Source organism: Klebsiella sp. Shm-1 (assembly GCF_040804525.1).
GTDB classification, from domain to species: Bacteria; Pseudomonadota; Gammaproteobacteria; order Enterobacterales; family Enterobacteriaceae; genus Klebsiella; species Klebsiella pneumoniae.
On the sequence record NZ_CP161823.1, the window covers coordinates 1,334,852 to 1,348,227 of the forward strand.

The 13,376-nt window shown below is 59.4% G+C and carries 11 protein-coding genes; 5 read left to right on the forward strand and 6 right to left on the reverse strand.

Annotated elements, in window-relative coordinates; translation table 11 throughout:
• Window positions 1-48 precede the first annotated feature (48 nt).
• Window positions 49-744 (forward strand): esterase, encoded by a 696-nt coding sequence (gene ypfH, locus AB1E37_RS06530; RefSeq protein WP_002913770.1) that lies wholly within the window; start codon window positions 49-51, stop codon window positions 742-744.
• Window positions 745-792: 48 nt separating this feature from the next.
• Here the strand turns inward: ypfH and AB1E37_RS06535 are convergent, their stop codons facing one another.
• From AB1E37_RS06535 to AB1E37_RS06545, 3 genes are read right to left on the reverse strand one after another with little or no spacing between them, the layout of a single operon-like run.
• A complete protein-coding gene (locus AB1E37_RS06535; protein ID WP_002913768.1) occupies window positions 793-996 on the reverse strand; it encodes a YpfN family protein in 204 nt (67 codons plus the stop codon).
• A gap of 26 nt (window positions 997-1,022) precedes the next feature.
• Complete coding sequence (gene dapE / locus AB1E37_RS06540; RefSeq protein WP_032447845.1) at window positions 1,023-2,150, reverse strand: succinyl-diaminopimelate desuccinylase; 1,128 nt, start codon at window positions 2,148-2,150, stop codon at window positions 1,023-1,025.
• Between the two features lie 3 nt (window positions 2,151-2,153).
• Window positions 2,154-2,507 carry an ArsC family reductase gene (locus AB1E37_RS06545; RefSeq protein ID WP_032447844.1) on the reverse strand — a complete coding sequence of 118 codons (354 nt, stop codon included), beginning with the start codon at window positions 2,505-2,507 and terminating at the stop codon, window positions 2,154-2,156.
• 365 nt (window positions 2,508-2,872) lie between these two features.
• Here AB1E37_RS06545 and ypfM point away from each other — a divergent pair, with 365 nt between their 5' ends.
• Complete coding sequence (gene ypfM, locus AB1E37_RS06550) at window positions 2,873-2,932, forward strand: protein YpfM (RefSeq protein ID WP_100181659.1); 60 nt, start codon at window positions 2,873-2,875, stop codon at window positions 2,930-2,932.
• 127 nt (window positions 2,933-3,059) lie between these two features.
• Here the strand turns inward: ypfM and acrD are convergent, their stop codons facing one another.
• Complete coding sequence (gene acrD / locus AB1E37_RS06555; RefSeq protein WP_029602644.1) at window positions 3,060-6,173, reverse strand: multidrug efflux RND transporter permease AcrD; 3,114 nt, start codon at window positions 6,171-6,173, stop codon at window positions 3,060-3,062.
• 372 nt (window positions 6,174-6,545) lie between these two features.
• Here acrD and aegA point away from each other — a divergent pair, with 372 nt between their 5' ends.
• The 3 genes from aegA to AB1E37_RS06570 all read left to right on the forward strand — a co-directional run bounded on the left by aegA (window position 6,546) and on the right by AB1E37_RS06570 (window position 10,293).
• Entirely contained in the window at window positions 6,546-8,528 is a 1,983-nt protein-coding gene (gene aegA / locus AB1E37_RS06560; protein ID WP_085855929.1) for a formate-dependent uric acid utilization protein AegA, read from the forward strand.
• A 58-nt stretch (window positions 8,529-8,586) separates the two neighbouring features.
• On the forward strand, window positions 8,587-9,183 hold the full coding sequence (gene nudK, locus AB1E37_RS06565; RefSeq protein ID WP_002913754.1) for a GDP-mannose pyrophosphatase NudK: 597 nt from the start codon (window positions 8,587-8,589) through the stop codon (window positions 9,181-9,183).
• 63 nt (window positions 9,184-9,246) lie between these two features.
• Window positions 9,247-10,293 carry a DUF1176 domain-containing protein gene (locus AB1E37_RS06570; protein WP_004149270.1) on the forward strand — a complete coding sequence of 349 codons (1,047 nt, stop codon included), beginning with the start codon at window positions 9,247-9,249 and terminating at the stop codon, window positions 10,291-10,293.
• Here the strand turns inward: AB1E37_RS06570 and tkt are convergent.
• Both tkt and tal read right to left on the reverse strand, forming a co-directional pair.
• Window positions 10,283-12,277, reverse strand: coding sequence for a transketolase (tkt, locus tag AB1E37_RS06575; RefSeq protein ID WP_019705961.1), 1,995 nt, complete (start codon window positions 12,275-12,277; stop codon window positions 10,283-10,285). The genes AB1E37_RS06570 and tkt overlap by 11 nt on opposite strands.
• Before the next feature lie 16 nt (window positions 12,278-12,293).
• Window positions 12,294-13,250, reverse strand: a complete 957-nt coding sequence (gene tal / locus AB1E37_RS06580; RefSeq protein ID WP_004174884.1) for a transaldolase — start codon at window positions 13,248-13,250, stop codon at window positions 12,294-12,296.
• Window positions 13,251-13,376 lie beyond the last annotated feature (126 nt).

Sequence of the window (13,376 nt, forward strand, 5' to 3'; positions counted from 1 at the left end):
ATATCTGGCGAGCGGCGTACACTGCCCGCAAACACTAAGGAGACAGCCATGAAACACGATCATTTTATTGTTCAAAGTCCTGCGACGCCTGCGCAACAGCTGTTGCTGCTGTTTCATGGCGTAGGGGATAACCCGGTCTCCATGGGGCAAATCGGCAGCTGGTTCGCGCCGCAGTTTCCCGATGCGCTGATCGTCAGTATCGGCGGGGTGGAACCTTGCGGTCCCAACGGTCGGCAGTGGTTTTCGCTGCAGGGGGTGACGGAAGAGAATCGTCAGCAGCGCATCGACGCCATTATGCCGACCTTTATTGAAATTGTACGCTACTGGCAGGAAAAGAGCGGCGTCAGTCCACTGGCCACCGCGCTGATCGGTTTCTCTCAGGGGGCGATTATGTCGCTGGAGAGTATCAAAGCGGCGCCGGATCTGGCTTCGCGGGTCATCGCCTTTAATGGCCGCTATGCGACGCTGCCGGAGACGGCAACGACGGCCACTACCATTCACCTGATCCACGGTGGTGAAGATCGGGTTATCGACCTGGCGTGGGCGGTGTCGGCCGAGGAGGCGTTACAGCAGGCGGGCGGCGACGTGACCTTAGATATTGTCGACGATCTCGGGCATGCCATTGACGATCGCAGTATGCAGTTGGCGATCGAGCGTCTGCGTTATACCGTGCCAAAGCACTATTTTGATGAGGCACTGAGCGGCAGTACGCCAAAAGGGGATGATATCATCGAAATGCTGTAACCCCGGAGAGCGGGGTTACAGGCGGGCGGTACCGCGATAAAGGCAAACTTACGGTTTCTTCGACTGGTCGTGCTTCGGCCAGTCGTCGTCGTCGTCCCATTTATCGTTAAAATCACGGTGCGGCGGCAGATCGGGTTTGTTGTTGAGGAATTTTTTGTGGTCAACGCGATTTAGATCTTTAATCACGTTGATAATTACCCCCACCAAAAAGACCAGCACCAGAATCCACCAGTGTTTAATAAGCCATTCCATGCGCGCTTCCTCTTTACGTCAATTCGTCAGGCGACCAGCTGTTCCATGACGCGTTGATACATCCGCGCCAGCAGCTGCAGGTCGGCGGCGTTCACACATTCATTAATTTTGTGAATCGTTGCGTTTACGGGGCCCAGCTCAACCACCTGCGCCCCCATGCGCGCGATAAACCGTCCGTCTGAGGTGCCGCCGTTGGTTAACAGCTGCGGTTTGATCTCATTATAGTGCTCAATCGCATTGACGACCGCATCCACCAGCTTGCCCCGTTCGGTGAGGAACGGCTGGCCGGAGAGCCACCACTCCACGCTGTAACGCAGCTGGTATTTTTCCAGCAGGGCGATCACCCGGGATTTGATCATCTCGTCCGTCAGCTCCGTACTGAAGCGGAAGTTGAACTGGACGAACATATCGCCGGGGATCACGTTATTGCTGCCGGTGCCGGACTGCACGTTGGCGATCTGCATGCTGGTCGGCGGGAAGAACTCATTGCCTTTATCCCACTCGATATTGACCAGTTCCGCCAGCATCGGCGCCGCGCGGTGGACAGGGTTATCGGCAAGGTGCGGATAGGCGACATGGCCCTGCACGCCGTGAATAGTCAGGTTGCAGGTCAGCGAGCCGCGGCGGCCGTTTTTCACCACATCGCCGACCACTTCGGTACTGGAAGGTTCGCCGACCAGACAATAGTCCAGACGCTCGTTACGCGCCATCAGCGTCTCCACCACTTTGACGGTGCCGTTTTTGGCGCTGGCCTCTTCATCAGAGGTGATCAAAAACGCCAGTCGGCCCCTGTGGTTCGGGTACTGCGCGACAAAACGCTCTGCGGCAACCACCATCGCCGCCAGCGAGCCTTTCATATCCGCCGCTCCGCGGCCAAACAGCATCCCGTCGCGGATGGTCGGTTCGAACGGGGGATTGATCCAGCGGTCGGCGTCGCCTGCCGGGACTACGTCGGTGTGGCCGGCGAAGGCCAGCGTCTCGCCGTGGCCGCGCCAGGCCCAGAAATTCTGCGTATCGCCGAAATCCATCGGTTCAACGGTAAAGCCGATCGCACGCAGGCGTTCAATCATTAACGCCTGGCATCCCGCATCATCGGGGCTAAGGGAAGGGCGGCGAATAAGCTGCTGAGCCAGCTCAATGACCGGGCAAGACATAGACTATACCTCGTTAAACTGCTGATAACTTGCTTCACTAAAACCCAGCAGCATAGGACGACCGGGCGCGCAGAGCAATGGGCGTTTGATAATTGCCGGCATTTCCAGCATCAATGCGGCTGCGGCGTCGGCATTATCGATGCTATTGCGCAGCGACTCGTCGAGTTTGCGCCAGGTGGTGCCACGGGTGTTCAGCAGCGCCTGCCAGCCCAGCTCGGCAATAAAGGTATCCAGTTGCGCGCGCTCAAGGCCATCGGCGCGGTAATCATGGAAGCGATACTCAATCTGATGCGCTTCCAGCCAGCGGCGGGCTTTTTTAATGGTATCGCAGTTTTTAATTCCGTACATGTTGAGCATAGATAAACCTTTTACATTCAATTAAGCGGTTAACTCAGATATTTCCGAATATATAAGTCTTACTGAAATAATACGTGATTCAGATGAATAAATATAACTTTTTACCGGGGATCTCATTCGATATATCGGGTGGTTAAATGTTGGCCACCTGTGGGCATGATGTGAGGGCTTTAACATTATTGCAAAAATGTTGTCTGAGGTTGCTCTACGTCACATTATGTTTACATACGAAGCGGCATAGTAGCGACAACCAGAGGTTTTATCTCTGTCAGCGGTCCATAAGACAATCAGAGCAATAGGGGAGCACAACTTCCCATCGGTAATGAAGTTATATAGAATCGACCATAATAATAAGAGAGGCTATTATGATTGAACATGAACTGGGGAACTGGAAAGACTTTATTGAAGGCATGCTTCGTAAATAAATTTCCGCAATGTGAGCAGGGGAATAACGCGAAGTAAATAAGCGCGCTAGGGTTCTGAACACATAAAGAAGGCGACCACCGTGGTCGCCTTTTCTGTTATTACGCCTCGCCGCCGAAGCTCGTCGGTTTATTGCGGACGCTCCTTTAGCGGAAAACGGCGACGCACCAGCACAAAGAACAGCGGCACGAAAAAGATCGCCAGCACGGTGGCGGAGATCATCCCGCCCATCACTCCGGTGCCGACCGCATGCTGGCTGCCGGAACCGGCGCCGGTGCTGGTCGCCATCGGCAGCACGCCGAAGATGAACGCCAGCGAGGTCATCAGGATGGGGCGCAGGCGCTGACGGCAAGCCGACAGCGTGGCGCTGAGCAGATCCTGGCCCTTCTCGTTGAGCTCATTGGCGAACTCGACGATCAGAATGGCGTTTTTCGCCGACAGGCCGATCACCGTCAACAGACCCACCTGGAAGTACACGTCATTCTCCAGCCCGCGCATCCAGGTCGCCAGCAGGGCGCCAATCACCCCCAGCGGCACCACCAGCATCACCGAGAACGGCACCGACCAGCTCTCGTACAGCGCCGCCAGGCACAGGAACACCACCAGCAGAGAAATCGCGTACAGGGCCGGCGCCTGAGCGCCAGAGAGGCGTTCCTGGTAGGACATGGCGGTCCATTCGAGGCCAAAGCCGGTGGGTAACTGCGCGGCCAGCTTCTCCATCATGTCCATCGCGGTACCGGTACTGATACCCGGCGCCGCCTCACCGACGATCTCGACCGCTGAGTAGCCATTGTAGCGTTCCAGCCGCGGCGAGCCGGTCTCCCAGCGCGAGGTGGCGAAGGCCGAGAATGGCACCATCGTGCCGCTGCTGTTGCGCACGTACCAAAGATTGATATCGTCAGGCAGCATCCGGTATTTCGCCGCCGCCTGGACGTAGACTTTCTTTACCCGGCCGCGATCCATAAAGTCGTTGACGTAGCTCGACCCCCACGCGGTTTGCAGCGTATCGTTGATGTCGTCAATGGAGACGCCAAGCGCCTGCGCTTTACGCTGATCGATATCGACCTGCAGCTGCGGACTGTCATCGAGCCCGTTATGCCGGACGCGGGTCAACAGCGGATTTTTCCCGGCCAGCTCAAGCAGCGTATCGCGCGCCGCCATCAGCGCATCGTGCCCCTTCCCGGCATGATCCTCCAGCTCCATATCGAAGCCTGCCGAACTGCCGAGGCCGCTGATCGCCGGCGGGCTGCTGGCGATAACCCGCGCTTCGTTAATCTGATTAAACGCTTTGGTGGCGCGTTCAATAATGGCAAAGGAGGTGCCGGTTTGCGGGTCGCGCTGGTCCCAGTCTTTGAGACGAACGAACATGCGGGCCACGTTCTGCCCATTGCCGCCGGGGCCGGAGCCAACGGTAGCGAACACCGACTCGACGTTCTGCTTCTCGTTATTGAGGAAGTAATCTTCCGCCTTCTGCACCACCTTCAGCGTCTGCTGCTGGGTGCTGCCGCTCGGCAACTGGACCGAGGTGGTGAACATCCCGCGATCCTCCAGCGGCAGGAACGAGGTCGGCAAATGCAGAAACAGGAACACCATCCCGCCGAGCAGGACGACGTAGATCAGCATCCAGCGCAGCGAGCGGTGCAGTATTTTACCGACGAAGGTTTCGTAGCGGCTGGCGCTGCGGTTGAAGGTGCGGTTGAACCAGCCGAAGAAGCCTGTTCTTTCATGGGATTCACCTGGCTTAACCGGCTTAAGCAGCGTGGCGCAAAGGGCAGGGGTGAGGATCATGGCCACCAGCACCGAGAGGACCATCGCCGCGACGATAGTGATTGAGAACTGGCGATAGATGGCGCCGGTGGTGCCGCCGAAGAAGGCCATCGGCACAAATACCGCCGACAGCACCATCGCGATCCCCACCAGCGCGCCCTGAATTTGTCCCATCGATTTGCGGGTCGCCTCGCGTGGCGACAGGCCCTCCTCGCTCATGATGCGCTCGACGTTCTCCACCACCACGATGGCGTCATCCACCAGCAGGCCGATCGCCAACACCATCGCGAACATCGTCAGGGTGTTGATGCTGTAGCCACAGGCATACAGCACCGCGAAAGTGCCCATCAGCACCACCGGCACGGCGATGGTCGGGATCAGGGTGGCGCGGAAGTTCTGCAGGAACAGATACATTACGAGGAAGACCAGCAGGATCGCCTCCAGCAGGGTTTTCACCACGTCGGTGATGGAAGCCTTCACGAAGGAGGTGGTCTCGTAGGCGACCTTATATTCCAGACCGTGGGGGAAAAACTGCGCCAGCTCATTGAGGCGATTGATCACGCGCTCCGCGGTGGCCATTTCGTTGGCGCCGGAAGCCAGCTTGATCCCGAGGCCTGAGGCCGGCTGGCGGTTGTAGCGGCTAAGATAGTCGTACTTCTCCGCCCCCATCTCGACGGTGGCGACATCGCCCAGCGTCACCTCTGAACCATCCTGATTGACGCGCAGAGTGATATTGCGGAACTGCTCCGGGGTTTGCAGCAGAGATTGCGAGTTGATGGTGGCGTTCAGCGCTTGCTTATCGACCGAAGGCGTCCCGCCAAGCTGGCCGACGGCAATCTGGGCGTTCTGCGAACTGATGGCGTCGGTAACATCCTTGGTGGTCATCTGGTAGCTGTTGAGCTTCGCCGGGTCGAGCCAGATGCGCATTGAGTATTGCGAACCGTAGGCGTCGATATCCCCCACGCCGTTGACGCGGCTGAGCGGGTCCTGGATGTTACTGGCGACGTAGTCGGCGATATCTTGTTTATCCATACTGCCGTCAGTGGAGACGAAGGCAAGCGTCAGGATATTGGTATCACCGGTCTTGCGCACCGTCACCCCCTGGTTTTGCACCGCCTGCGGCAGCTTACGCATCGCCGACTGTAGCTGGTTCTGAACCTGCTGCACGGCTTCATCCGGGTCGGTACCGGCGGTAAAGCTGAGGGTGATCGTCGCCTGGCCGGTGGCGCTGCTCTGGGAGGACATATACATCAGGTTATCGAGGCCGGTCATATTCTGTTCGATAACCTGAGTGACGGTATTCTCCAGGGTTTGCGCGGAGGCGCCGGGATAGTTGGCGGTGATCCGCACATTCGGCGGGGCGAGGTCGGGATACTGTTCAACCGGCAGCGACAAAATGGCAAGGGTGCCCGTCAGGCATAACAGGATTGCCAGCACCCATGCAAAAATGGGGCGATCGATAAAGAAATTCGCCATCAGAATAAAAACCTCATATGCACATTTTCTTGTTATTGCACAGCCTGTGCCACTTTAGCGCCAGCCTCTCCGGCAATCGTGGAGAAATTAAGGAGATAGTGTAATTTATCATGTTGCTTTTGCCGTATCGTAAAGAAACCTCGAGCTTTCCTGCCAGCAGGTAGCGAGTCTGCTTCGTCACCGCAGACCGGCGCATTATCCCTTGCCGGTGTGAAACCTCATTTCATTTAAGTCAAAAAAATTGATCCAAAACGGATTCTCTCCAGAAAAAGTTTATCCTGGGCAATTGGACATTGTTCCGGCGTCATCTTGTCGGGTAATAAATAGGCATGCGCATTGAGGGGTTATTCACCAAGAAGACAAAAGGAAGCCATGAACCACTTTATTTTGAGCGATAGCCGAAAGTGCATCGGCTGCCAGGCCTGCGAAGTGGCCTGCGTGATGGCGCATAACGAGGAGCAACACGTGCTGACCCCGCAGCGCTTTTTGCCACGTATCACCGTGATCAAAGCGGAGGGCCAGCGTAACGCCATCACCTGCCGCCACTGCGAGGACGCCCCCTGCGTCCGCTGTTGTCCCAACGACGCCATCGCCCAGTCCGGCGACAGCGTTCAGGTCCGTCAGGAGAAATGCATTGGCTGTAAATCCTGCATGGTGGCCTGCCCGTTCGGGGTGATGCAGGTGGTGGTGACGCCCCAGGCCGCAGGCCTGGTGAAAGCCAGCGCGCACAAGTGCGATCTATGCCAGGGCCGCGAGGCGGGGCCAGCCTGTGTGGAAAACTGTCCCGCGCAGGCGCTGACCCTCGCCGACGATGAGACGTTGATCACCCTGGCGAAGCAGCGGCGACTGCGCTCGGCATGCCAGGAGGTGCAGCCGTGGCAGCGCGCTACGTCGCTCTGCAGCCAGCCCAATGCTGGCGCGAAGGTCAGGCAAATGGCGATGACGCCCCCGCGCGGGGAGCCGGATAAGCTGGCGGCGGAGGTGCGTAAGAGCCACTTTGAGGAGATCTATCAGCCGTTCACCCCGCAGCAGGCGCAGCAGCAGGCCGCCCGCTGTCTCACGTGTGGGGAGCACAGTATTTGCGAATGGACCTGCCCGCTGCATAACCATATCCCGCAGTGGATCGAGCTGGTTAAAGCGGGGAATATCGCCGCCGCGGTCGCGCTTTCCCATCAGACCAACTGCCTGCCGGAGATCACCGGCCGCGTCTGTCCCCAGGACCGGCTGTGTGAAGGCGCCTGCACCCTGCGCGATGAAAGCGGGGCAGTCACCATCGGCAATATTGAGCGCTATATTTCCGACCAGGCGCTGGCCAGCGGCTGGCGTCCGGACCTTTCGCAGGTTAAGCCGAGCGGCAAGCGGGTGGCGATTATCGGCGCCGGGCCTGCCGGGCTGGCCTGCGCCGATATGCTGGTGCGCCACGGCGTCCAGCCGGTGGTCTTCGACCGTCATCCGGAGATTGGCGGTCTGCTGACCTTCGGCATTCCGGCGTTCAAGCTGGATAAATCGCTATTGGCCCGGCGGCGGGCGATCTTCAGCGAGATGGGTATCCGCTTTGAGCTCAATTGCGAGGTGGGGAAAGATATCTCCATGGCGACACTGCTGGCCGATTATGACGCGGTGTTCGTCGGCGCCGGAACCTATCGCTCCATGAAGGCGGGGCTGCCGAACGAAGAGGCCCCCGGGGTCTACGATGCGCTGCCGTTCCTCATCGCCAACACCAAACAGGTGATGGGGCTGGCGGCATCGGCGCAAGAGCCTTATGTCAACACCGCCGGGCTGAACGTGGTGGTGCTGGGCGGCGGCGATACGGCGATGGACTGCGTGCGCACCGCGCTGCGCCACGGTGCCCGCCAGGTGACCTGCGCCTATCGGCGAGATGAAGCCAACATGCCGGGCTCGAAAAAAGAGGTCAAAAACGCCCGCGAAGAGGGGGCGCTCTTTGAGTTTAACGTCCAGCCGGTGACGCTTGAGCTGGACGAGAAAGGGCGAGTTAACGGGGTACGCTTTTTGCGCACCGAGCTGGGCGCTCCGGACGCCGGGGGAAGACGCCGCCCGACGCCGATCCCCGGCAGCGAGTTTGTTATGCCGGCAGATGCGGTGATCATGGCCTTTGGCTTCCACCCGCACCGCATGCCCTGGCTGGAAGCGGCGGGGGTGGTGCTGGACAGTCAGGGGCGTATTAAAGCCGGAGTGGAGAGCCGTTACCGTTATCAGACCAGTCAGGAGAAGATCTTTGCCGGCGGCGATGCCGTGCGCGGCGCAGACCTTGTAGTGACGGCGATGGCGGAAGGCCGTCACGCGGCGCAGGGGATCCTGGACTATCTGGCGCGGAAAACGACGCCGCTTCACTGACGACAAACCCGGCTCCGCAGCGTAGTATGAGGGCGTCCTTTTACGCTGTGGGGTCGGTATGTCACTCAATATTCACGTCATTAAAGATAAAATCCTCTCTGAGAACTGGTTCGTACTACGCAACATGACCTATGAGCTGACGCGGGCGGACGGCAGCGTCGTGCGCCACAAGCGCGAGGTCTACGATCGCGGCAATGGCGCCACCGTGCTGCTGTATAACCGCCATAAGCAGACGGTGGTCCTGGTGCGTCAGTTCCGTGTCGCCACCTGGGTCAATGGCAATCATGACGGCATGCTGATTGAAACCTGCGCCGGGCTGCTGGACAACGACGAGCCGGAAGCCTGCATTCGTAAAGAGGCGGTGGAAGAGACCGGCTACGAAGTGGGCGAGGTGAGAAAGCTGTTTGAGCTGTTTATGTCGCCAGGGGGCGTCACCGAGGTAGTGCATTTCTTTATCGCCGAGTACAGCGACGCGCAGCGAACCACCAGCGGCGGCGGGGTGGATGATGAAGCCATCGAGGTGCTGGAGCTGCCTTTTAGCCAGGCGCTGCAGATGGTCGCTGACGGGGAGATCCGCGACGGTAAGGCGGTCATTCTGCTGCAATATCTGCAAACCTCCGGCCTGATGTCGGGGAACTCTGACAAATCCGATTGAGTAACCCGCTGCCGTTGTCCAGGATAGGCGCCGTGGTCGGGTTTATCTGGGGTCGGGCGGTTCATGCTTTTTCGCGTCATCTTTTTCCTTTTTCTGGCGGTGCTGCCTTGCTCGCAGGCATGGTCGGCACCGACGCAGCAGCGCTTCAACGACTGGCTGGTCACCTGTAACAACCAAAATTTCTGCGTCACCCGTAACGTGGGGCTGCATCATGGCCTGGTGATGACCCTCAGCCGCAGCGCTGGGGCAGTCACTGACGCCAGTCTGCGTATCGAGCTGGGCGGCACCGGCAATCCAGTGGCGACGCTCGCGCCGATAGCGCCGCGCCTGCTGCTGGATGGTAAACCGCTGTCCCTGACCGACAAGCGCTGGCACATTGAAGATAAGCTCATTAAAACCGCCGACAGCGTGACGATCGATGCGTTTCTCCAGCAGGTTCAGGAGGGTAAAGCGCTCTCGCTGGCCAATGGCCTGCAGACCATCTCCCTGCAGGGGTTGAAAGCGGCTCTGTTTTTTATCGACGATCGGCAAAAGCGGGTAGGTAGCGAAACGGCCTGGGTCGGCAAAGGGGAAGAGCCGCCGCTCAGCGTACCGCCGGCGCCGGCGCTGCGCGCGGTGGCGAGCGCGGAAACGGCGCAGTCGCCGCTGGGGCGTGAGGAGCTCAACGATCTGATGGACTACGGTAATGAGCGGATGACCAACAGCCACTGCTCCCTCGATCCCTTCCGCCGTGAAATTCGCGTTACTGCGCTGACGGATGACAAAGTGCTGCTGATGACCAGCTGCGAATCCGGCGCCTACAACACCGTCTGGCTGGCCTGGCTGGTCTCCCGCCAGCGCCCCTATGTCGCCCGTCAGGTGCGGCTAACGTTGCCATTCCAGCCGCCGGGCGAGGCGCCGCGTGAGATTGAGCTGATCAACGCCAGCTATGATGACCGCCGCCATGAGCTGGTGACCCTGGATAAAGGCCGCGGGGCCGGCGATTGCGGGATCCAAACCCGCTGGCGTTTTGACGGCCAGCGGTTCAGCCTCTCCCGCTACGCGCAGCAGCCGACGTGCGACAACTGGCAGGGGCCAGATGCCTGGCCCACGCTGTGGATCACCCGTTAAGCACCTGTTCGGCGGTGGCGACGATATGGTCGACCGTAAAGCCAAAGAACGGGAACAACTGCTCTGCCGGGGCGGATTCGCCATAGCCGGTCATGCCGACGATCTTGCCTTTTAAGCCGACATATTTATACCAGTAGTCCGCTATCCCGGCTTCGACCGCCACCCGGGCGCTGACGTCCGACGGCAGCACCGATTCGCGCCAGGCCTCATCCTGGGCGTCAAACACATCAGTGGAAGGGAGCGAGACGACCCGCACATTTACCCCTTTGGCCAACAGTTTTTCCGCGGCCAGGACGGTGATCTCCACTTCCGAGCCGGTGGCGATGAGGATCAGGTCGGGTTTTCCGCCGGCATCCTTCAGCACGTAGCCACCCCGGGCGATATCCTGCACCTGTTCCGGGGTACGCGGCATCTGCGCCAGGTTTTGTCGCGACAGGATCAGCGCCGTCGGCCCGCCCTGTCGCGCGATAGCCGCTTGCCAGGCGACGGCGGTCTCCACCTGGTCGCAGGGGCGCCAGGTGCTGAAGTTGGGCGTCAGCCGCAGACTGGCCAGCTGTTCCACCGCCTGGTGCGTCGGCCCGTCTTCCCCAAGACCGATCGAGTCATGGGTATAGACCATGATCTGCCGGGCCTTCATCAGGGCTGCCATGCGCGCGGCGTTGCGGGCGTACTCCACAAACATCAGGAAGGTCGAGGTATAAGGAATAAAGCCCCCGTGCAGGGCAATGCCGTTGGCCACCGCGGTCATGCCAAACTCGCGCACCCCGTAGTGGATATAATTGCCCGCAGGATCGTCTTTAATCGATGTCGATCCAGACCAGATGGTCAGGTTACTCGGCGCAAGATCCGCAGAACCGCCCAGCAGTTCCGGGAGGTGCGGGCCGTAGGCGTTCAGCGCGTTTTGCGAAGCCTTGCGGCTGGCGATTTTCGCCGGCTCGGCCTGCAGTTTCGCCACGTAGTCGCGGGCGATCGCGGCAAAGTCTTCCGGCAGGGCGCCATTCATACGTCGGGTCAGCTCAGCGGCCAGCTCCGGGAACTGCTGCTGGTAGGCGGCGAATTTCTCGTTCCAGGCGTGCTCCGCTTTTTCCCCGCGCGGACGCGCATCCCAGCCCGCGTAGATCTCTTTCGGGATCTCGAACGGAGGATATTTCCAGCCAAGCTGCTGGCGGGCCAGCGCTACCTCTTTTTCGCCCAGCGCCGCCCCGTGAGACTCCTCTGAGCCGGCTTTGTTGGGCGAACCGAAGCCGATGATGGTCCGGCAGATAATCAGTGACGGTTTATCTTTCACCGCCTGCGCTTCCGTTATCGCCTGTTTGATAGCCTGCGGATCGTGGCCGTCGATATCGCCTATGACGTGCCAGTGATAGGCGCGGAAGCGTTCCGCCGTATCATCGGAAAACCAGCCTTCGGTTTTGCCGTCGATGGAGATGCCGTTGTGATCGTAAAAACCGATCAGCTTGCCCAGTCCGAGCGTGCCGGCCAGCGAACAGGCCTCATGGGAGATCCCCTCCATCAAACAGCCATCGCCCATGAAAACCCAGGTGTGATGGTCAATGATCTCATGGCCGGGGCGATTAAACTGCGCCGCCAGCGTCCGTTCGGCGATGGCCATCCCGACGGCGTTCGCCAGCCCCTGGCCCAGCGGGCCGGTGGTGGTTTCCACCCCAGGGGTATAGCCATGCTCCGGGTGGCCGGGCGTTTTAGAGTGCAGCTGACGGAACTGCTTCAGTTCAGACAGCGGCAGATCGTAGCCGGTCAGGTGCAGCAGACTGTAGAGCAGCATCGACGCGTGGCCGTTGGACAAGATGAAACGGTCTCGGTCTACCCAGTCAGGGTTCTGCGGATTGTGCTTGAGAAAATCGTTCCACAACACTTCGGCAATATCAGCCATCCCCATCGGCGCACCGGGATGGCCGGAGTTGGCTTTCTGCACGGCGTCCATACTCAGGGCGCGGATGGCGTTGGCAAGCTCTCTTCGGGACATATTTTTCTCCGTGAGACTAAAGTGACAGTTTGGCGGCAAGCAGATCTTCCAGTTTGCGCTGATCGACGGCGAACAGGCGGATCCCCTCCGCTAGCTTTTCGACCGCCATCGGATCCTGATTATGTTCCCAGCGGAACTCCGCTTCACTGAGCGGCACCGGACGCGGCAGGATCTGGCTGGCAGGGATCAGTTTGCGCACCACCGGGGTATCGCTGGCCTGCAGCTCTTTTAATAAAGGCGGGGCGATGGTCAACCGGTCGCAACCGACCAGCGCCAGGATCTGCTCGGTGCGGCGGAAGCTGGCGCCCATCACGATGGTGTTGTATTTATGCTGTTTGAAATAGTCATAGATATTGCGCACCGATTTCACCCCCGGATCTTCCTCCACCACGTACGGCTCCAGCGGTTTGCGCGCCTGATACCAGTCATAAATACGCCCAACGAACGGGGAGATGAGATAAACCCCGGCCTCGGCGCAGGCCCGGGCCTGGGCGAAGGAAAACAGCAACGTCAGGTTGCAGTGGATCCCCTCTTTCTCCAGCACCTCCGCGGCGCGGATCCCCTCCCAGGTGGATGCCAGCTTGATCAAGATCCGCGACTTATCAATGCCCATCTCCTGATACAGCGCCACCAGGTGGCGAGCCTTCTCGATACTTTTCTCGCGGTTGAAGGAGAGCCGGGCGTCCACCTCGGTGGAGACCCGTCCGGGAATACTTTTGAGGATCTCCGCGCCAAAATTGACCGCCAGCTTATCGCAGGCGTGAGCCACCTGCGCTTCGCGGCCGCCACCCTGTTTTTTGGCCCAGGCGATAGCGTCGTCGATGAGGCCGCTATAGGACGCCAGGCCGGCGGCCTTCAGCAGCAGAGAGGGGTTGGTGGTGGCGTCTTCCGGATGGTAGTGGCGGATGGATTCGATGTCTCCGCTGTCGGCGACTACCGTGGTGAACTGCTTGATGCTGTCTAACTGATTCATGGATAAGTCCTCCTGGAACAAGGTGTTACATGAGTGCTTGCCGGTATACGGTATAAACATTGATGAGGTACATAACCAAAAAGCATAGCAGACAGGGCTATTATTGGCGGCGAATCCGGGTAACAT